This window comes from Frankia sp. CcI49 (assembly GCF_001983215.1).
GTDB classification, from domain to species: Bacteria; Actinomycetota; Actinomycetes; order Frankiales; family Frankiaceae; genus Parafrankia; species Parafrankia irregularis.
Genome location: NZ_MOWP01000040.1, coordinates 118,984 through 138,437 on the forward strand (window position 1 = coordinate 118,984; position 19,454 = coordinate 138,437).

General features: G+C 70.0%; 19 protein-coding genes. 12 read left to right on the forward strand and 7 right to left on the reverse strand.

Annotated elements, in window-relative coordinates:
• Nucleotides 1–8 precede the first annotated feature (8 nt).
• The 3 genes from CcI49_RS34455 (at nucleotide 9) to CcI49_RS34465 (ending at nucleotide 3,902) form a co-directional block, all read left to right on the forward strand.
• Nucleotides 9–1,874 (forward strand): substrate-binding and VWA domain-containing protein, encoded by a 1,866-nt coding sequence (locus CcI49_RS34455; RefSeq protein WP_076833585.1) that lies wholly within the window; start codon nucleotides 9–11, stop codon nucleotides 1,872–1,874.
• Nucleotides 1,875–1,877: 3 nt separating this feature from the next.
• Nucleotides 1,878–2,417 carry a hypothetical protein gene (locus tag CcI49_RS34460; protein WP_054566247.1) on the forward strand — a complete coding sequence of 180 codons (540 nt, stop codon included), beginning with the start codon at nucleotides 1,878–1,880 and terminating at the stop codon, nucleotides 2,415–2,417.
• Nucleotides 2,418–2,654: 237 nt separating this feature from the next.
• Nucleotides 2,655–3,902, forward strand: coding sequence for an EAL domain-containing protein (locus CcI49_RS34465; protein WP_241840400.1), 1,248 nt, complete (start codon nucleotides 2,655–2,657; stop codon nucleotides 3,900–3,902).
• Between the two features lie 118 nt (nucleotides 3,903–4,020).
• Here CcI49_RS34465 and CcI49_RS34470 read toward each other — a convergent pair whose 3' ends face one another.
• Genes CcI49_RS34470 through CcI49_RS34485 form a run of 4 tightly spaced genes read right to left on the reverse strand, consistent with a single transcriptional unit; the run spans nucleotide 4,021 to nucleotide 9,615 of the window.
• Nucleotides 4,021–6,354: a toll/interleukin-1 receptor domain-containing protein gene (locus CcI49_RS34470; protein ID WP_076833587.1), complete on the reverse strand. Its 2,334-nt coding sequence runs from the start codon at nucleotides 6,352–6,354 to the stop codon at nucleotides 4,021–4,023.
• Nucleotides 6,351–7,520, reverse strand: a complete 1,170-nt coding sequence (locus tag CcI49_RS34475; protein ID WP_076833589.1) for a VWA domain-containing protein — start codon at nucleotides 7,518–7,520, stop codon at nucleotides 6,351–6,353. The genes CcI49_RS34470 and CcI49_RS34475 overlap by 4 nt, the downstream gene beginning before the upstream one ends.
• Complete coding sequence (locus tag CcI49_RS34480; protein ID WP_076833591.1) at nucleotides 7,517–8,545, reverse strand: MoxR family ATPase; 1,029 nt, start codon at nucleotides 8,543–8,545, stop codon at nucleotides 7,517–7,519. Before CcI49_RS34480 ends, CcI49_RS34475 begins: the two co-directional genes overlap by 4 nt.
• A complete protein-coding gene (locus CcI49_RS34485) occupies nucleotides 8,545–9,615 on the reverse strand; it encodes an effector-associated domain EAD1-containing protein (protein ID WP_076833593.1) in 1,071 nt (356 codons plus the stop codon). Before CcI49_RS34485 ends, CcI49_RS34480 begins: the two co-directional genes overlap by 1 nt.
• Nucleotides 9,616–9,875: 260 nt before the next feature.
• On the opposite strand from CcI49_RS34485, the gene CcI49_RS34490 reads away from it, so the two are divergent.
• The 3 genes from CcI49_RS34490 (at nucleotide 9,876) to CcI49_RS34500 (ending at nucleotide 12,989) form a co-directional block, all read left to right on the forward strand.
• Nucleotides 9,876–10,883, forward strand: a complete 1,008-nt coding sequence (locus tag CcI49_RS34490; protein WP_076833595.1) for an effector-associated domain EAD1-containing protein — start codon at nucleotides 9,876–9,878, stop codon at nucleotides 10,881–10,883.
• A 124-nt stretch (nucleotides 10,884–11,007) separates the two neighbouring features.
• A complete protein-coding gene (locus tag CcI49_RS34495) occupies nucleotides 11,008–11,646 on the forward strand; it encodes a TetR/AcrR family transcriptional regulator (RefSeq protein ID WP_241840401.1) in 639 nt (212 codons plus the stop codon).
• 23 nt (nucleotides 11,647–11,669) lie between these two features.
• Nucleotides 11,670–12,989, forward strand: a complete 1,320-nt coding sequence (locus tag CcI49_RS34500) for a cytochrome P450 (protein ID WP_076833599.1) — start codon at nucleotides 11,670–11,672, stop codon at nucleotides 12,987–12,989.
• 25 nt (nucleotides 12,990–13,014) lie between these two features.
• Here CcI49_RS34500 and CcI49_RS34505 read toward each other — a convergent pair whose 3' ends face one another.
• The 3 genes from CcI49_RS34505 to CcI49_RS34515 are packed head-to-tail and all read right to left on the reverse strand — an operon-like array spanning nucleotide 13,015 to nucleotide 14,648.
• Nucleotides 13,015–13,929 carry an LLM class F420-dependent oxidoreductase gene (locus CcI49_RS34505; RefSeq protein WP_076833601.1) on the reverse strand — a complete coding sequence of 305 codons (915 nt, stop codon included), beginning with the start codon at nucleotides 13,927–13,929 and terminating at the stop codon, nucleotides 13,015–13,017.
• A complete protein-coding gene (locus tag CcI49_RS34510) occupies nucleotides 13,926–14,372 on the reverse strand; it encodes a nuclear transport factor 2 family protein (protein ID WP_054566238.1) in 447 nt (148 codons plus the stop codon). The genes CcI49_RS34505 and CcI49_RS34510 overlap by 4 nt, the downstream gene beginning before the upstream one ends.
• Before the next feature lie 12 nt (nucleotides 14,373–14,384).
• A complete protein-coding gene (locus CcI49_RS34515) occupies nucleotides 14,385–14,648 on the reverse strand; it encodes a hypothetical protein (protein WP_076833605.1) in 264 nt (87 codons plus the stop codon).
• Between the two features lie 125 nt (nucleotides 14,649–14,773).
• Here CcI49_RS34515 and isoA point away from each other — a divergent pair, with 125 nt between their 5' ends.
• The 6 genes from isoA to CcI49_RS41160 form a co-directional block, all read left to right on the forward strand.
• Entirely contained in the window at nucleotides 14,774–16,258 is a 1,485-nt protein-coding gene (gene isoA, locus CcI49_RS34520; RefSeq protein WP_054566236.1) for an isoprene monooxygenase oxygenase subunit alpha, read from the forward strand.
• Nucleotides 16,259–16,358: 100 nt separating this feature from the next.
• On the forward strand, nucleotides 16,359–16,664 hold the full coding sequence (locus CcI49_RS34525; protein WP_054566235.1) for a toluene-4-monooxygenase system B family protein: 306 nt from the start codon (nucleotides 16,359–16,361) through the stop codon (nucleotides 16,662–16,664).
• Nucleotides 16,657–17,034, forward strand: coding sequence for a Rieske 2Fe-2S domain-containing protein (locus CcI49_RS34530; protein WP_054566234.1), 378 nt, complete (start codon nucleotides 16,657–16,659; stop codon nucleotides 17,032–17,034). The genes CcI49_RS34525 and CcI49_RS34530 overlap by 8 nt, the downstream gene beginning before the upstream one ends.
• A 74-nt stretch (nucleotides 17,035–17,108) precedes the next feature.
• Nucleotides 17,109–17,453 (forward strand): MmoB/DmpM family protein, encoded by a 345-nt coding sequence (locus CcI49_RS34535; protein ID WP_083749887.1) that lies wholly within the window; start codon nucleotides 17,109–17,111, stop codon nucleotides 17,451–17,453.
• On the forward strand, nucleotides 17,450–18,496 hold the full coding sequence (locus tag CcI49_RS34540) for a toluene hydroxylase (RefSeq protein WP_076833607.1): 1,047 nt from the start codon (nucleotides 17,450–17,452) through the stop codon (nucleotides 18,494–18,496). Before CcI49_RS34535 ends, CcI49_RS34540 begins: the two co-directional genes overlap by 4 nt.
• A gap of 794 nt (nucleotides 18,497–19,290) precedes the next feature.
• The coding region (locus CcI49_RS41160) for a twin-arginine translocation signal domain-containing protein (RefSeq protein WP_116437575.1) at nucleotides 19,291–19,454 on the forward strand (164 nt) is incomplete at its 3' end.

Genomic DNA, 19,454 nt, shown 5'->3' on the forward strand with positions numbered 1-19,454 from the left:
AGGCGACCGTGTTCGGCGGACGGGCACACCGGTTCTTCCGCCGCCGTCACGCACTCGGCGGTCTGGTCGGCGTCGTCCTCGTCGCGGTGACCGCGGTGGCGCCGCGCGTCGCGGTCGGCGGCCACGGCCCGGCCGACTGCGACCGCACGGAGACGATCCGGGTCACCTCGTCCACGGAGAAGGCCGGCGTGATGGCGCAGCTCGTCGACCGGTACAACGACGCGGGGCGCGCCGTGGCCGGCCTGTGCGGGCACGTCCAGCTCAGCGCCCGCACCTCCGGGGCGACGAAGAACGACCTCGCCGAGGGCAAGAAGGACCCACCGCAGGTGTGGCTGCCGACATCGTCGATGTGGACGAGCCTGCTCGCGCAGGAGGGGCACGGCGACCTCCTGGTATCCGAGCCCGCGCACCGGTCGGTGACCCGGAGCATGCTCGTCATCGCGATGCCGCAGCCGGTGGCCGAGACGCTGGCGCAGCACAGCGCCCCGCTCGCCACCTGGAAGGACGTGCTCGACCTGGCGCGGAAAGGCTGGTCCRCCTACGGCCGACCGGACTGGGGGAAGTTCGTGCTCGGCCGGGACAACGCGGAGACGTCGACCTCCGGGCTGGCCGCCACGGTCGCCACCTATCTCGCCGCCGCCCACGCCACCGGTACCGCGACCACACCCACCTCCGACTGGCTCAACGATCCGGACGTCGTCGGTTTCGTGCACGGAATCGAGTCGTCGGTTTCGCGTTACGGCGACGAGGCGGTGCTGTTCATGCAGCAGATCTACGACGCCGAGCAAAAACAGGACGAGGCCGCCTACCGGCCGTATGTCGACGCGATAGTCATCCAGGAGCAGATGGTCTACCTGTACAACCGAGGCGCGCCCGGCGGCGATCCGGCCCAGATGAGCGATGAGCGCCAGCCACGCCGTCCGCTTCGGGTGGTGTATCCGCAGGACGGCACGCTCGAGCTCGATCACCCGTTCGTCGTGCTGGCCTCGGCGACGCCGCCGCAGCGGCGGGTCGCGGAGGACTTCTACCGTTTTCTGGTCGAGGACGACCAGCAGCGGCTGTTCGCCGACGTCGGTTTCCGCCCGCTGCCCGCCAGCTCCACCGAGCATGGCGGGAACGGCGAGAACGGCGAGAACGGCGAGCAGGCCACGGCCACCCGGCCGACCGAGCAGCTCGTACGGACGCTCGGCATACCGGCGGACCAGACGCCGGCGCTCGTGCCGATCCCCGACGGCAAGCTGCTCGCGGCGATGCTGGAGAACTGGGACCGGGTACGGCGCAAGGCCCGCGTGCTGCTGCTGCTCGACGTGTCGGGCTCGATGAACGAACCGGTCGACGACCCGGACAAGGCCGTCGACCGCACGAAGCTGCAGCTGATGATCCCGGCCGCCGAACGTGCGCTCACGCTGCTCGACGACGATGACGAGGTGGGCCTGTGGACGTTCTCCTCAGGCCCGGCCTACACCGAGGTCGTGCCGGTGTCACCGGTCGGTACGGTCCGCGCCGCGCTGCAGGAGCGGCTGCGGGGACTGCAGGCACGCGGGGACACCGCCCTGTTCGAGGCCACCCAGCGGGCCAGCGAGATGATGACGGCGAACGCGGACCCGGAGCGCATCAACGCCATCGTGCTGCTCAGCGACGGGCAGAACACCGAGCCGTACCACGGTGACGCGACGGCGCTGCTGGCCGCCCTGGACCCGGGCACCTCGGACACGCCAGTCCGGATCTTCACCGTCCCCTACGGCCGGGCCGACAACGCCGACGTCGGCACGCTCGCGGAGATCGCGCGCCTGACCCGGGCGGCCCAGTACGACGCCCGCAACCCGCTGGACATCGACGCGGCTTTCGTCCGGGTCTTCCGGAACTTCGGCTGAACGGTGGCGCTTCCACAGCGGTTCCAGGATCCGGTCGGGGTCGGCGAGGCCGTCGTGCTCGGGCTCGGCGCGTTCGTGGCCGGGCTGGTCGGGCCGTGGCCGTGGCTGGCCGGTGTGGCCGGGCCGGTGACGGCGGCCCTCGTCCTGATCACGGCCACCCGACGCGGCCCGCAGCCGCCGCCCCCTCCTCCGCAGCCGCACCCGCTGGGAGCGGCGGACGCCGTCCGGCTGGTGCGGGAGTGGAGGGAGGACCTGGGAGCAGACCATCCCGCCCGCTCCCGTGCCGACGAGGTGTGCGAGCTGGCCGACACGGTCGAGTTGCTGATCCTGCGGCGGGAACACGTGATCGCCGGTATCGAGGAGGCCGCGGCACGGGAGGCGATGGCCCGCGACCTGAGCCTGGACGTCGCCTACCTCACGCGCTTTCTGGACAGCTTCTACGTCTCCAGAGGGATCGCTCCGACGAGAACGGTCCACTGGGACGAGCTGCGGGAGCGCTTCAACCGGGTGCACGGCATGCTCCACAACGATCCCGATCTTTGACCTGCACGTCCCAGCCCCGGCACGTGCCACGTGCCACGGCCACGTGGCCGTGCCCGCATGCCCGGCCGTGTGCCTGCCGGGTATCCGGGAAGCATCCGAGGGAGGAGCTGCACGGAGGAGATGGCCGTGGCGGAGAGCGGGGATCGCGGTGGCACGAGGGCACCGCCGTGCTCGGTTCGTCCCGAGCCGGACTCGAGGCCGGAGCCGGACCCGGAGCACCCCGCTGGGCTGGAGCCTGTGGCTGGGCTGGAGCCAGTGCCGGCGGCGGTGGCCGGGCTGCTCGCGACCGCCCGCGGCTGCCTCGAAGTGGATGTCTGCTGGCTGTCCCGGCTGATCGGCGGGGCCCAGGTGATCGAGGCCTGCAGCGGGGACGCGGTTTCGTTCGGCGTTCGTCCCGGCTCGACCGTCCGCTACGGCGACCGACGGCACTCGCGGGGGCACACCGGCCACCGGCCCGCACCGGCCGATCAGGCGAGCCCGAGCTCGGGCACAGGCACAGGCACAGGCACAGGCACGACGGTTGCCGAGGGGCAGGTCTCCGGACGGCTCGGAGCGGGTTCGTACCTCGGGGTCCCGGTGGTGCTGGCGGACGGGCGACCGTACGGGATGCTGTGCTGCCTGAGCCGCGACCGCGTCCTCACCGCACGTGGCCGCCAGGCGCGGTCCCTGATCCTGCTCGCCGGCGTGCTCGCCGAGTCGCTCTCCTGCCAGCGGCCGGACCTGGAGGCACGGCGCGGGCGGTTCCGGCAGCTGATCGACAACGGCGGTCCCCGGATGACGTTCCAGCCGGTCTTCGAGCTGCCGTCGATGGACTGCATGGGAGCGGAGTCGCTGGCACGGTTCCCGCCAGGTTTCGGTGGCCCGGAGCGTTGCTTCGCGGAGGCCGCCGAGCTGGGTCTGGCCATCGCCCTCGAGGTGTCCGCGATCAGGGCGGCGCTCGGCGCCCTGCCGCAGCTTCCACCCGAGTTCGGGCTCGGCATCAACGCGTCTCCGACCACGGTCGTCTCCGGGGAGATCGCCAGAATGATCGTCGACGTCCCCGCCGAGCGCCTCGTCCTCGAGATCACCGAGCATGACTACATCGAGGACTACCCGGCGATGGACCGCGCGCTCGACGTCCTGCGTCGGGCGGGCGTCCGGGTCGCCGTGGACGACGTCGGCCGCGGCTCCGCAGGCCTGCGTCACCTCGTACAGCTGCGGCCGGACTTCATCAAGATGGACCGGTGCCTCACCCAGCACATCGACGCCGATCCGGCCCGGCGCGCACTCGCGACCGCGCTGGTGAGCTTCGCGCGGGAGACCGACGGGCTGGTGCTCGCCGAAGGCGTCGAGACCGCCGCGGAACTCGACGTCCTGATCGGCGCCGGCGTTCACCAGGCGCAGGGCCACTACCTCGCGCCCCCGGGACCGCTCCCGCTACCCCCGAACGCCGACCAGACCCGCCCGCCTCCCGCGCCGGCGGATCAGGCCGCGTTCGGAGAGTAGTTCCTCAGACATCCCGGTACATGCGACAGAAGCGCCTCTTCGCATATAACAAGCATTCTCGGCCATCAGCGCAAAGAACACACTCTGACCCGATACGGCAGATCGTCCAGGAGGCCGGTCAGCCCGGGAACGGTGGCGCCGTTGACGGGCGGGAGGAGCCCTCGACCAATCGCCTGATCTCGTCGATCAAATACTCGCGTGCACCATCGGCGTCGTTCGCGAACGGAACCAGATCGATGTAGCGAATCCCGCGCAGCAGGCCTTCGGGTTCGCATTCCTCCACCCGGACCAGAATCAGTGAGCGGTGGAGTCCCCCTGGGTCTCGACTCAAGACCGCCTGCCAGACCGGCCGCATGTCGTCCGCCTCGAGGTAGGCCTGTGACAGCACGACGACAACGCGGGCCGAGAACCGCAGGCTCTCCTCGAGCGCGGAAATCCTGTTGGTCCCGGTGGGATACCAGGCGTCGGCGCGAACGAGATATTCATCCTGAAGCTGCCATGCGATCCACCTGCTCCACGCTTCGTCGGCGCTGACGGCGGAGACGAAGAAGTCCCACCTGGTGCCGTCCGGCCGGACCGGGGCATCGAGACCACCTGTGTGTTCCCGGCTCTCCGGACCGGTCGCTGTTCCCGTGGCCAGCGACTGGTTCGACGGTCCGATCATCGGCGTGGAAGGCGCCCCGCGGCCGGGCAGGGTCAGCCAGGCGGTACCAGTGAAACTTTTCACCGACACCGCGACCTCGCGATAGTCGTCCGGAGAGAGGCCATGGAACCCGGGGCGGACCACCGTGTCGAAAAGTTTCGACGACAGGATCAGCGCCAGGTCCGCGTCCCTGTTGCGCTGCAGCGCATCGCGGATCGGCGCCGAGTCGACGAGCCGCGCGCAGGTCACCACGGCCTCATCGGCCCAGGCGGTCCCGGGGTCCACGATATTCTGGCCTTCGTGCATCGCGACCCGCAGGCGGATACGGTCGCGATCATCGCGGGTCGAGTTGTACGCCCGCAGCGCGATAACCAGCTCGCGGACGAAGTCGACGACGATCCATGCTTTCGGAATGTCGGCCGAGAACACCATGGGATAGTCATCGCCCCGGTCCTGCTGCTGGAGCGCCCGGGGAATTTTGGCCCTGATGAGGGAGCTCTCGATGATTTGCCGCAGCCGCCTCATCTCCACGATATTGCGATCGCTGTCGCCGACGGTGTCGAAGGCGATGACGGTGCTGTTCGCGGGCAGCCCGCCATCCGTTCGCGGCTCCGGGCTGGCGTCGCGGGGCGAGTCTGCCACGGATTCGGCGTGTTGCGCGGCGGCCATCCCCGTCTGGAACGCCTTGTTGGCGGGAAAGTCGCGAGCCGCGAGGGTGAGAATCCGGAGGCGGGCGCCTGGGAGCACGCCCCGGACGAGCGTGGCGTTGACCGCGTGCCAGTACTCGATCTCGATCGGTGTCGTCGGCGGCTGCTGTTCGGGTTTCAGACCGGCCCGGGAAAGCAGCTGACCAGCAACGGTCCGCTCGGAATAGACGGCCGCGAGGGCCTGCACCTCAAACCTGGTCAACGAGTCGACCGGAGTATCGTCGGCGACACCGCGGCCGGAGCTTTCGAACAGGCGGACCACGTCGGCGAGCTGGCGGCTGGCGGGGTACTCCCTGGCGGCTTCGGTAAGCAGGTGTGCCAGCCAGCCCTCGGCCTGCGCCTCCCCGACGACCTTGAACACGACTTCCGTCATAGGGCCACGCTCGCGCTCGAGCATGTGCGCCGAAGGCCGTTCGAGCCTGTGAAGCAGCTCGTCGAGCCGGTCCCGGCTTGAACAGACGACGAGGAGCGCGTCCTGTACCGCTCGTCGCTGCGCGTCGTTCATCGCCGCGATCTTCGATTCGTCGATCGTGGGCAGGGCCGCTTCCACGTCCGGGATGCGGCTGAGGTCGGGCTGGTGGGCGAACTGGTAGCGCATCGCCGCGAACCAGCCGGGAGCCAGCGAGTGCTCGGTGCCCGCGGTCGACTCGGACTCGGCCAGCCAGCGTTCGGCCGCCTCCGGGTCGAGCAGGTGCAGCGCGGTGAGCTGTTGGGCCTTCTCCAGCTCGGGGCGATGCCGCCAGGTACCGGTCTGCTCGGCGTACTGCCAGAGCAGGTTGGCGACGGCGAGCACCCGGTCCATCCCGTACCGCGCGCGCAGCGAGGTGAGCAGGAACCGGCGAAGCTCCGGCTCGATCTCGAACAGGCCGTCGCCGATGTCGCGGAACACCGGCGAGAGCAGCAGATCGGCCTCCACGGCGTAGTCCAGCGGCTCGTCATCGAGGAAGAAGTTCACCCGCAGCAGGTGCAGCAGGCGGGCGTCGACGACCACCGGCACGGCGGCGTGGCTGGCCAGCGCCACTGGCCCGTCAGGCAGCTCGGCCAGGACGTCCGAGCGGCGACGCGCGACGTCGCCCGTGTCGGTGTCAGCGGCGGCGTTCACAGCGGCGCGTCCACCAGGACCGACCGGCCCCGCAGGGCCTCCACCGCCGTGTCGAGGCCGGCCTTGGTGGCCAGCGGGAACATCGGCACGTGCCGGCTGACCCGCCCGGCGGTCGAGCCGGCCCAGCGGCCGACCGGCGTCGGGTTCAGCCAGACCAGGCGACCGCACCGTTCCCGTAGTGCCTTCAGGAGGGCGATCGTGTCGAGGAGCCGCACCGGGTCGTAGCGGCCACGGGCGGCCCCCGCGTCCCCGATCACCACCGCTCCCGTCGGGCCGCCGGCCGCCGCGTCGTCGAGGTCGAGCAGGTCGGCCAGCCGCTCCGCCCGGGTCAGCGCCGGGTCGGCGTAGACGGCACCGTTCGGCAGTGGCGAGATCCGGAGCAGGATCTCGTCGAGGTTGCCGGCGAACGGGTCGGACAACGTGTCCAGCAGCCGCCGGTCGGGGCTCGGGGCCGGCACGTTGTGGAAATACCGAACGGTGGTCGTCTCGGAGCGGGCGGTCTCCGTCAGCGCGCGCCGGACGTGTTCGACATAGTCCGCGTACGGCGTCATCGACCCGCCCGCGTCGATGAGGACCAGCATGCGGACAGCGTTGCGCCGCCGGGCGACGAGGACAGGCGCCGTCGCCACGCCGCTGTCGCAGCGCCGACGCAGCGATGCGTCCACGTCGACCTCGACGGCCGGGCCGACCCGCACCGGGCGGCGGACCCGGCGCCAGGCCTGCGCGATCTCCCGCTCGCTCACCGGGTACCGCGGAACCAGTACCAGTCGGCGGTCGACGCTGGCGAAGGAAGGGGCCGGGAGCGCCGGCAGACCACCCATCGGCTCCGCACGGACCTCTTCAGCCGCAGGTGATGCGACGGCATCTGGCTCCGCGTCAGACCTGCTCGCGTCCAGGTCTGCGGCGGGCTCGTCTTCGGCCGCGGCCGGCGGGTCGAGGTCCGGCACGTCCACCCGCAGGAACGCGGCACGCACGACATCGGCCTCGCGGTCCGACTTGGCCCACAGCGTGACGCAGAGGTCCTCCAGCGCCGCGCGGGAGGACCAGCCGAAGCCTGCGGCGAGAGCCTGGCGCAGCGCGGCCACGTCCTCGGGGCCGAGCATGAACGCTCGCCGCCGCAGCTGGTCGATCAGATCGGTGACGAACGGCGGCGGCCCGGGGCTCATCCGCCGTCCCCGCCCGGCAGGCCGCGCGGCAGGCGCTCCCCCGCTACTCGGCCGGATGGCGAGGCAGCACTCGGTGCCGGCATGGTCTCGGCCAGCGCCACGTCGGAGCGCACCTTCAGCAGCGCGCCGATGTAGGGCAGGAGGTCCAGCTCGACGACCGGCGTCTGGACAGCCCGCAGGTAGCCGACCCAGTCCAGCAGCTCGGACAGGCCGGGCCGCTTGGTCAGGTTCAGCGATCGCAGCCGGACCAGGACGTCGATCGCGCCTTCGCGCAGCGCCGCCTCGGGCACGTCGTGCGCGGCCAGGATCTCGTCCAGCAGCCCGACGTCGCGCGGGAACTCCACGAAGTGGAAGACGCACCGCCGCAGGAACGCGCTCGGCAGCACCTTCTCCTCGTTGTTCGTAACGAAGATGATCGGCCGCAGGTCAGGGCGGTTCTCCGGGACGGCGTGACGGCGGCCGGGCTGCTCAGCGACGTCGAAGGCGAGCTGGTCCAACTCGCGCAGCAGGTCGTTCGGGAAGTCGATGTCGGCCTTGTCGATCTCGTCGATCAGGAGGACGGAGCGCCGCCCCTGTTCGGCCCGGGCGATGGCCCGCCCCAGCGGCCCCAGCCGGACGTAGTCGCCGACGTTCCTCGGGTCTCCGGCTGTTCCCGCCGGGAGCTGGGCGTCGTACAGCCGGCGGACTGCGTCATAGCTGTAGAGCAGGTCCTGGGCCCGGGTCGTCGACTTGACGTACATCTCCTCCAGCGGCAGGCCCAGCGCGTAGGCCACGGCGTGTGCCAGCCGCGTCTTGCCCGCGCCCGGATCCCCCTGGAGCAGCAGCGGCCGGCCCAACGCGACAGCGACGTTGACCGCCTCGGCCAGTCGAGGGCCGGCGATGTAGGGCTCGCGGCCAACCTCCACCGTGTCGGTGACGGTGGCCGGCACCGGCTCCAGGTCGACCCGCTCGATGCGCCGGTGTTCCGGGAGGGCCGCGGCCGGGTCGAACCGCGTGGACGTGTCGACCCGATGGCGGGTACGCATCAGCCGGTTCCTTCCAGTCGACCGCGGAAGGCGGCCTGATCCCGATGCAGCTCATCGACGCTTTCGTCGATCGCCGAGTACAGCGCCCGGACGTCGAGAACCTCGCTGTCCGGGAGACCCAGCGCGGCACGCCGGCAGATCTGCTCCTGCCAGGCCCAGCGCAGGGCCAGCGGCCAGCCGTGGGTCTCCGCCAGCCGTGACACCGCGCCGTGCGCCCATGTCCTGACGTCCGACGAGGTGAAGCGGGGTGGGTCGAGAGCGATGATGTCGTCTGGCAGAGCCATACCGACTCGGCTGACGAACAGCAGGACCAGCTGCCGGGGCCCGGCGACGAAATCGCTTCGTACGCGGTTCCAGAACACCTCGATCGCCGCCGGGATCCGGTCGCTGGTCCCCCGCTCGACCCCGTCGACGTGGACCCGGAACGACAGGTCTCGCCAGGCCAGCTCGTCGCGATGCCCGCACAGCTCGTCCGCCCACCGTCCGGGCGGCCGGATGTCCTCACGCAGGTTGATCGGGGTCTTCCGGGCGACGTCGTCGCTGACCAGGCCCTCGATGCGGACCTGGAGCTTGTCCAGGAACATGTCCTCGGCGTACGTGGTGGCGAAGGCGAGGATCGGCGCGCCGGTACCCACAGCGGTCAGCACGATGTCGTCCACCGAGGCGAGATCGAAGAAGGTGCTGTTGAAGTGGCGATCGATGGCCGGGACGAAAGCCCGCCCGCCGGAGTCGGCGCTGCCGCCCATGCGGGGAGTGTCCGACGCCTGCGGGTGACGTTCGAACTGCCGCGCGAAAATCCGTAACGGATGTCTGTCGTCCGGTGCCTCCTGGCTCGCTGCCGCCACGAGCTGCGGCAACCATCCCCCGGCCTTGGCCGCCGTCAACACCGCCATCAGGATCTCCGAGATGCCACTGCCGTCACCCGCGTAGTCGCCGACTCGCTTGTCCAGGTTGAAGAGGAGGAGCCGATCCACGGCCGCACGCTCGGGAAACGCTTCCTTCAACGCGTCAAAGAAGGGGCGGAGCTGAGGGCCTGTCAGCCCCTCAAGCCGGTCAACGTCAAGGTCCATCAAGAACGCACCCCGGCCAACGCCGATGTCCCCCCGCCCGTCGCCGTGTCGCGACATTCTAATGCCACGGCGACGTTCGCCGTTTCCGGGCCCGGTCGATTCTGGCGCATGCGTGGCCGGGCGGGCGCCCGACGCTGGTAAGGCCCCGCCCACGCGAAGAGCCGCCCGAATGCCCAGCGGCCGTCAGCGGTGCTCGTTTCCCTCCGGATATAACGGTGGCGGCACGGCATCCTCCGGCTACACGTAGGAGACAGGAACAGATGAGTCTGCTCGATGGCGATCGGATCCGAGCTCTGACCGGTCCGGAGCGGGGCACGCTCGGCGAGGTCCTGCGGAGGGCATTTCCGGCCCGTGCAGACTGGGAACGACTGTTGCTGTTCCGACTTGATCGATACCTGGCCGACTACGCACCCCAGGCCTCCGACCTGCGGGATATCTCGCTCCGAGTGGTCGAAGCGGCGGCCGTTGACGACTGGCTGGTCGACCTCGTGGAAGCCGCCCTCGCCACCAGTGGGAACCGACAGCTGCGGGAGTGGGCACGGCCCTATCTGACGGCTGGTCCGACGCCGGCCGGTGGACCGGAGGACCGGCCCGAGGCCGCGCTCGCCGCCGCGACGATGACTGGGAGTAGAACGGCCACTGCGGCACCGTCGGTCTCGGGCGATGACCCGCCGGTCGTGTTCGTCAGCTACGGCCACGGGGCGGACGACGACGATCAGTTCGGGTTGTTCGTCGACGATCTGCGGGCCGCGATTGTCCGCGTCACCGGTGTAAGTCCGGCCCGGGCTCTCTACGTCGACACCGGCCTGAGCGTGGGCCTCGAATGGTCACCGGAGCTCGTCGAGGCCCTCTCAGGCTGCCGGGTCCTCATGCCCTTCTACAGCGTGAGCCTGATGAGCAGCCGTGGCTGCGGCCGTGAGTGGGCCTACTTCACCCAACGCCAGGACGAGTTCGAACGGGCGACCGGCAGGCCGGCGGGCTCGATCGTCCCGGTGCTCTGGGACAACCCCGCGAACTACGCCGACCGGCTCGCGAAGCCGCCCTTCCCCGCCGTCCAGTTCGCTCCGAACGGCGCCGAGTTCCGGCGTTACCGGGAGCGGGGGCTTCGCCATCTGTACAGCCGCCGGGACACCTTCGGAACGGAGGTCCGAACCGTCCGCGACTATCTCGCGGACCTCGTCGCGGATCTCACCCGCCGCCCGCCGCTGCCACCGGGCCCTCTCGCTGTCGCCTTCGACGCGATCGCCCCTGCCTTCGGCGGCGCCTGACCGCGGACCTACACGAGGTCGACGCATCACTCGATCACGGCCGATCGGCAGCCGCCGGTACGGCAGACTCCGTCGACGCAACGGTGCCACACTGGGTTCCGACCTACAGCGATGACTCAAGTCATTGACTCAAGTCATCGAGCTCGCTAGCTTTCCGGATGTGGCGGCGGGCGCGAAGGCTGGAGGCCGGGAGGCGCAGCGACGCGCGACCCACGAACGGCTTTTCGCCGCCGCGGTGGCGGAGTTCGAACGGGCCGGCTCAGCGGCGGCCGACGTGGGCGCGATCGTCCGGGCGGCCGGCGTGGCCCATGGCACCTTCTTCTCGCATTTCCCGACGAAGGAGCACGTCGTCGCCGAGCTGGGCCAGCGCGAGGAGGTCCGGATGGCCGCCGAGCTCGATGCCTTCCTGGCGGCTCCCCGGGGCCTGACGGAGCTGTTCGCGGTCGTCACCGGGATGGCGGTGTCGCTGGAGGAGCGCATCGGCACGCTTCTTTTCAGAGACCTGCTCGCGCTCTATTTCTCGCCGTCGCGCCCCGAGCTTCGGCTGTGGCCTGAGCATCCGGTCGTCGCCCGCGTCATCGCGGAGGTCGGTTCCGCTCGGGACCGCGGCGAGATCGATGCGGCGGCCGACCCCTCGAACAGCGCGACGGTTTTCCTTCTCGGGCTCTACGCACTGCTGCTCACACAGGAGAACAACGCGGCACGGGCGGACGCACTCGACCAGTTCGCCACCACCGTGCTGCGTGGTCTGGAACCCCGGTAGGTCCCCGCCAGCGGAGGTGGACGGTGYACGAGGCAGCGACAGACAGGTACGAGTCACTCGACTTCCTGACCGACGGAACAATCATCCGGGATCCGTACCCGTACTACCAGTTCCTGCACGAGCGGCGTGGACCGGTCTGGATCGAGCCCGTCCACGGCATGGCGATGGTCACCGGGTATGAGGAGGCCCTCACCGTCTACCGAGATCACGAGACGTTCTCCTCGTGCAACGCGCCCTCCGGGCCGTTCTCGGGATTCCCCGCCACCTCCGAGGCCGACGACGTCAGCGCACTGGTCGAGCAACACCGCGCGGACATGCCGTTGCACGGGTACATGGCCACCTGGGACCCGCCGCAGCACACCGCGTACCGTTCCCTGCTCACCGGGCTGTTCACCCCACGGCGGCTCGCGGCGACCGAGGCCTTCATGGGGCGGCTCGCCGAGCGCCAGATCGACGAGTTCCTCGAACGCGGAGCCTGCGAGCTCATCTACCAGTTCGCGGTGCCGTACACCATGCTGGTGATCGCCACGCTCCTCGGCGTGCCGCAGGAGGACCTGCCGCGTTTCCGGGCCTGGTTCGACGCGCAGCAGGCCCGCAACACCGCCGGTGAGGGAAGGGTCCAGGTCGAGGACCTGAACGTCCTGTCATCCTTCGAGGACGCCTTCACCAGCTACCTGGAGGACCGTCGGCGCCGGCCGCGGGGGGACGTTCTCACTCATCTGGCGCAGGTCACCTTCCCCGACGGTTCGACACCGACGACCACCGTGCTGGCGAACGAGGCCGCCTTCCTGTTCGCCGCCGGGCAGGAGACCACCGCGCGAACCCTGGCCTTCGCCGTGCAGTACCTGGCCGAGTATCCCCGGACGCAGGAGTTCCTCCGCGAGCACCGGGACCGCGTCCCGGGCTTCATCGAGGAGATCCTCCGGCTGGAAAGCCCGGTCCAGGATCATTTCCGGCTGGCGCGGAAGGCCACCACACTCGGCGGTGTGTCGATACCTGCCGGAACCACCGTGATGGTGATGATCGGCGCCGTCAACCGCGATCCGCGCCGCTTCGACGCGCCGGACGAGTTCAGCCTCGACCGCCGCAACAGCTACGAACACGTCACCTTCGCACGGGGCGTCCACACCTGCCTCGGCCAGCCGCTCGCCCGCGCGGAGGCCCGCATCGGTCTGGAACACATCCTCGACCGGATGGCCGGCATCAGAATCTCCACCGCGGAGCACGGCCGGGCCGGCGCCCGCCGGTACGACTACGACCCGACCAGCCTTTTCCGCGGCCTGAAGGCGCTGCATGTCGAGTTCACCGCGGCCGACCGCCGTGCCGGGGCCGCACGGCCCTGACGGGTGCTACCGGGCCTGCCAGGTGCTACCGGGCTCGCCAGGCCCGCGCGATCCGCGTGTAGAGGTCGTGGTGGTCGGCTGGCCAGGTGAGCCCCGCCTCCAGGGTGTTGAGGGCCACGTGGGTGGCGCCCAGCTCGATCCAGCGGTCGATCCTGGTCGTCACGTCGTTCAGGCTGCCGGGCGTCAGCCGTACCTGCCCCTGCAGGCCGAGGGTTGCCGGGTCTCGGCCGGCCCGTTCCGCCGCCGCGCGCACGGCCGTCCACGCCGCGGCGAGCCGGCTGCCGCCGCCGAGCGCGGGATGGGGTATCCAGCCGTCGGCGACCCGGCCCACCCGTTCGAGTGCGGTGGGTGCGTCACCGCATCCGATCCAGATCGGAATCGGTCGCTGGACCGGCAGGGGCTCGACGCCGGCGCGGTCGATGGTGTCGAACCGGCCCCGGTGATCCACCACGGGCTGGGTCCACAGCTGGCGCAGCAGACCGATCTGCTCCTCCAGACGGGCGGCGCGCGAGCGGAACGACACGCCGAGGCCTTCGTACTCCACCTCGTTCCACCCGATGCCGACGCCGAGACGCAGCCGGCCGTCGAGAAGCAGGTCGACGGTCGCCGCCTGCTTGGCCACGAGCGCCGTCTGCCGCTGCGGCAGGACGAGGACCCCGGTGACGAGCTCGAGGGAGCTGGTGGCGCCGAGATACGCGAACAGGGTCAGCGGCTCGAGGAACGGCGTCCGGTGGTCGTAGTGGCCGGTCCAGCCCGGGCGGCTCTGCGAGTCCGCGCCGAGCACGTGGTCGTAGGCGATCAGATGATCGAATCCGAGCTCCTCGACGTGCTCGACGAAACGTCGTACCGCACGCGGGTCGCTCGGACGGATCTCCGCCTGCGGGAGCACCACTCCCAGCCGGACAGGCCCGTGGCCCGGCCGAACCGACCCATGCGTCATGTCCGCGGGCCTTCCGTCGCGCCGGACGTCGACAGCCAGGTCGGGCGGAAGCGCCGCCGCCGTATCTCCCAGCGATCGCGCCTCCGAATGAACTCGTCGTCGTACCGGCCGAAGACGGAGGTGGCTGAACCGCGCGCCGCTTCCACCAGGACCGCGTGCAGGTAGCACGACGCCTCGGCGACGGCGGCCGATGCCTGGAACACCACCTGGTGGGTGGAGATCTGATGCAGTGTCGGGCCGAGAGGGTCGTGGAAGTCGGCGGCCCAGGCCATGAACTCGTCCAGGGTTCCCACCTGGAGCCGCATGCCGAAGCTGATCGTGGCGTCGGGCGCGAAGCAGGCACGCAGCGCCACCCAGTCCCGGCGGTCGATGGCGATCGCATAGGAGTTCTGCACCGCCATGATCGCAGCGGCGTCGTCGGCGTCGGTCACGCTGCCTCCCACCTGGATCTCCTGTCAGCATCGCAGGTCGACATCGTTCTCGATATCGAGATCGACGTCAACATCCACGGTCGAACCAGCCGACGACCGCCACCAGCCACCAGCCACACCGACACCTCCGACCAGGGAGGGGATTACCTGGGCCCACAACCTGAAACGGCCAAAACGGTCGCCGAGTTCTCGGTTCGCGATGTACAGAGTGAGTATCCGTCCGGCGGATTCGGCAAATGCCGGCCAGCGGCCGGACGGCGCGTCTAAGATCCGCTCGTCCAGGCGCATTCACCGCACGGCCCGCCCGGCTGAACCGGGCGTCTTCGTGCTGTGGAGCAAACGGTAGCCAAGCGCCCGGGAAGGCCGCGCGCGCCGGGCGGCCTGGATGTCGTCCACCTGGAGGAATCGCGCCGATGCCGCTGAATCGTGACGACTGGTACGACACCTCTCGCGACCTGGAGTGGACCCTGTCCTATGTCGACCCCGAGCTGGCGTTCCCGGCCCGGTGGTCAGGCACCCAGGGCATTCCGGCCGAGGCCTGGCAGGCGTGGGACGAGCCGTTCCGGGTCTCCTACCGCGACTACGTCCGGATCCAGCGCGAGAAGGAGGCCGGCGTCAAGGCGGTCAGCAATGCGCTGCTGCGGTCCGCCACCTACGAGAAGCTCGACCCGGCCCACGTCGCCGCCTCCCAGCTGCATATGGGCACGACCTGCATGGTCGAGCACATGGCGGTCACCATGCAGAGCCGGTTCTGCCGGTTCGCACCCACGCCCCGGTGGCGCAACCTCGGCGTCTTCGGCATGCTCGACGAAACCCGGCACACCCAGCTGGACATGCGCTTCGCGCACAACCTGCTCCGGCACGACCAGCGGTTCGACTGGACCCAGAAGGCGTTCCACACCAACGAGTGGGGCGTGCTGGCCGTGAAGAACTTCTTCGACGACGTGATGCTCAACGCGGACTGCGTCGAGGCCGCACTCGCGACCAGCCTCACCGTCGAACACGGATTCACCAACATCCAGTTCGTCGCCCTGGCCGCCGACGCGATGGCGGCCGGCGACATCAACTGGTCGAACCTGCTGTCCTCGATCCAGACCGACGAGGCCCGGCACGCACAGCAGGGCTTCCCGACGCTGGCCGTGCTCATGGAGCACGACCCCGAGCGGGCCCAGAAGGCACTCGACGTCGCCTTCTGGCGGTCGACCCGGCTGTTCCAGACCCTGACCGGCCCCGCGATGGACTACTACACGCCGCTCGACCAGCGCAAGATGTCGTTCAAGGAGTTCATGCTCGAGTGGATCGTGAACCACCACGAGCGGGTTCTGGAGGACTACGGGCTGAAGAAGCCGTGGTACTGGGACGATTTCCTGCACTCGCTGGAGAACGGCCACCATGCCATGCACATCGGGACCTGGTTCTGGCGCCCGACGCTGTTCTGGCGGCCCAATGCCGGGGTCTCCAAGGACGAGCGGGCCTGGCTGAACGAGAAATATCCCACCTGGGAGGAGAACTGGGGCGTCCTGTGGGACGAGATCATCAGGAATGTCAACGACGGCTCGATGGAACAGACCCTTCCCGAGACCCTGCCGTCACTGTGCAACCTGACCCAGCTGCCGCTCGGCTCCGCCGCGTCCCGGCATGACCTGGCCCCGCACCAGCTGGTCCACCGGGGCCGTCTTTACCATTTCGACCATGCGGTCTCGAAATGGTGCTTCGAGCAGGATCCGGAACGTTACGCCGGCCATCAGAACATCGTCGACCGGTTCATCGACGGCCAGATCCTGCCACCCGACCTCACCGGTGGCCTGGCGTACATGGGCATCACCCCCGAGGTGATGGGCGAGGACGTCTACAACTACGCCTGGGCGAAGGACTACGCCGGCACCGAATCCGACTGACCGGGATCCCCCCGGAAAACCGGCCAGGATGGTCGACCTCCAGGCCGACCATCCTGGCCGGCCTCCAGGCCGAACGCCAGAAATCCGAAGGGATGTCCGCATGGCAGCGTTTCCGATCACCGGCCGGTTCGTCGGCGACTTCGTCCCGCATCTCGTCGCCGTCGACACCGAGGACACCCTGGACGAGGTGGCCGCGAAGGTGGCGGTCCACAGCGTCGGGCGCCGCGTCGCCCGGCCCACCGCCGAGCCCGGGTACGAGGTTCTGTTCGACGGCCGGGTCCTCGACCCGGCCGCGACCTTCGGCCAGGTCATCGCCGAGCACCAGATCCTGCCGCTGCAGTGGTTCGACGTCCGGTTCCGGGAGCCGAAGCTCCCCACCGCCGAGCCGGGCGCCGTCCATGCCTGAGCCCGGCGACGGCTTCGTCGACCTGGTCGACGCCGACAGCCTCTGGGACGGCGAGATGGAGGCGTTCGACGTCGGCGCCGACGAGGTGCTCCTGCTCAGGGTCGACGGGGAGATCCACGCCTACGACGGTGCCTGCCCGCACCAGAGCATCTCCCTCGTCGACGGGGAGCTGGCCGGCGGCGTGCTGACCTGCAGCGCCCACGAGTGGCAGTTCGACGCGCGCACCGGCGAGAGCATCAACCCCCGGGGAAGCCGCCTGACCAGGCATGACGTGCGGATCGACGAGTCCGGTGTGATCCAGGTCCGGCTCTGCGCCCGCGCCCGTTCCGGCGCGCGGCCAGCCCCGACGGAACCCGCGCAGGCCCGCTAGCAGACCGCCGGCCGCATGCTCGCCCCGCCCCACAGCCCGCACCCGCCCCGTCCGACCGAAGGATTGGCACCCAGATGGCGATACTCGAGATGACGCCCGACGCCGAAGCCTCGCCGGACCTCGTCGGCCCGGTGATCCGGGCCGGCAACCTCGCCGAGGCGGTCATCGAGGCGGTCGCCCTCGACAATCCCGGCTCGGACGTCCTCGTCCTCGACCGCGACGACTACGTCCGGGTCCACACGCTCGGCACCTGCCGGCTGACCCAGGCGAGCCTGCAGGCATGCCTCGGCCAGCCCTGCCGGCTCGCCGAGCTCGAGATCGACATGCCGTCGTTCCGGGGAAGGCTGAAGACCCGCGACGACGAGTACCTGTGGTTCTACAACCAGCGCGGCGCCGCCACCCCAGGAGATCAGCGATGACGAATCCCCAGGCCACGCCCCGATCGCGCCAGCGCGCGCTGAAGACCTGGAGCGCGTTCGGGAACCTCGGCCGGCGGCCGACCGAGTACGAGATCCTCACCCACGGCCTCAACCACACCACCGGGCGCCCCGTGCCGCTGGAGATGGGCCCGGACGTCCATGGCAACGTGTGGCTGCGCGAGCACCGGGACGCGACGAGGCTGCGCTGCGCCGACTGGGACGCCTTCCGCGACCCGGACGCGATGACCTACGGCAAGTACGTCGCGCAGCAGGACGATCAGGAGACCTACGTCGAAGGCCTGCTGGAGCAGTTCGAGCGGGAGGACCACGACGCGACGCTCGGCTCCGAGGCCRTCGCCCTGCTGCGGCGGGCCCTGGCGCCGAGCCGCTACCTGGCGCACGGCCAGCAGATGCTCTCCGCCTACCTGCAGCAGCTCGCGTCCAGCAGCTATGTCGCGAACTGCGCCGCGTTCCAGACCGCGGACCAGCTGCGTCGCGTGCAGCTCACCGCCTACCGCACGACCCAGCTGCGGTCGGCCCATCCGCGGGCCGGGTTCGCGACCGGGGAGCGCCAGGACTGGGAGGGCGCCGACGACTGGCAGCCGATCCGCCGTGCGGTCGAGCTCGCGCTTGTCGAGTTCGACTGGGACCGCGCCTTCGTCGTCACCAACCTTGTCGTGAAGCCGGTCGCCGACCTGCTGACGCTGAGCGAGCTCGGCAGGCAGTGCGCCGAGGCCGGTGCCCGGCTGGACGCGCTGATCCTGGAGAACCTGTGGATCGACGCCCAGCGCGGCTGGCGGTGGACTGCCGCGCTGACCAGGTTTCTGCTCGCCGACGAGGCCAACCGGGAGGTGCTGCAGGGCCACCTCGACGAGTTCGCCCCGCTCGGTGACGCCATGGCCGGCTCCGGGGGCCGGCTGCTCGCCACCGGCAGCGGACGTGACGCCGCCGAGATCGCCGCTGCCGTGCGCACCCGGTGGGGCGCCCTCCTGGCCGAGGCCGGCCTGGCCACCGCGGCCGGTCCTGGCGCCGGGAGGCTCTGACCGCGCTGTTACGGGACGGCGCGGTTACCGATACGCGGGATCCAACCGTGACCGACACCGGTCGCGGTTGCCCGGACACAGCCGTGCCTTCGGGCGGTGGAGCACCCCCGAAGGCACGGCCACTCCTCGGATCCGGATCCGGATCCGGATTCGGGTTCGGGTTCGGGTTCGGCGTGCAGGTCTGAGATCCGTTTCCAGGGACCATCGCACACCTCAAACGCCATAATTTGCGATCTCAAATTATCCAATATATGCGATAAGTGGGTCGGCTCGCCGATCCCGGAACATCCTCCAACGAGGATACTTGTATAACACTCTGAACACATGCTAAAAATCTCCCGCACACGAATCTTCTATACATAAACGGACAAGTTGACCGAACGACCCGGGCGCGATCGGCTCGCGAACGAGCCTTTTCCTTCGCCGACTCGGATTCACGACACCGCCGACCGTGGGGCGTGAGACAGCCAGGGCTCAATGAGTGTCGGCGGCCACCGGATACCCGGTGACGCCCCCTTCCACTGGCCGCCGGACCCGGCCACCCATGCCGAACGCGCACGATCCGACAACCCGGCGCCACGTTCACCGTATATCGAGCGACGGCCGCGACGAATACCTGCCCGAGGAAACGGGAGCCTTCAGGAGCGGCCCGCGCTCCTCTCTTTGTCGACCCAGCCCGCAGGTGTCCGCGCGCAAACAGGACTCACAACACCGACGAGCGCGCGATGAACAGGTACCCCACGTTCCGTCCGCACGGCGGCGGAACGCAACAACTCTATGCACAGGAGAGCAAAATGCCCAGCACAGCAGCACCGTTACCCGAGACCACCGTTCCGGGTGACCCCACCGGCCTCAGCCGGCGCACGTTCATCGGCGCCGCGGCGACCGGTGTCGGCACCGCCGCCTTCGGCGGCCTGGTAGCCGGTGCGTCACCGGCCCGGGCCGTGACGACGACCGA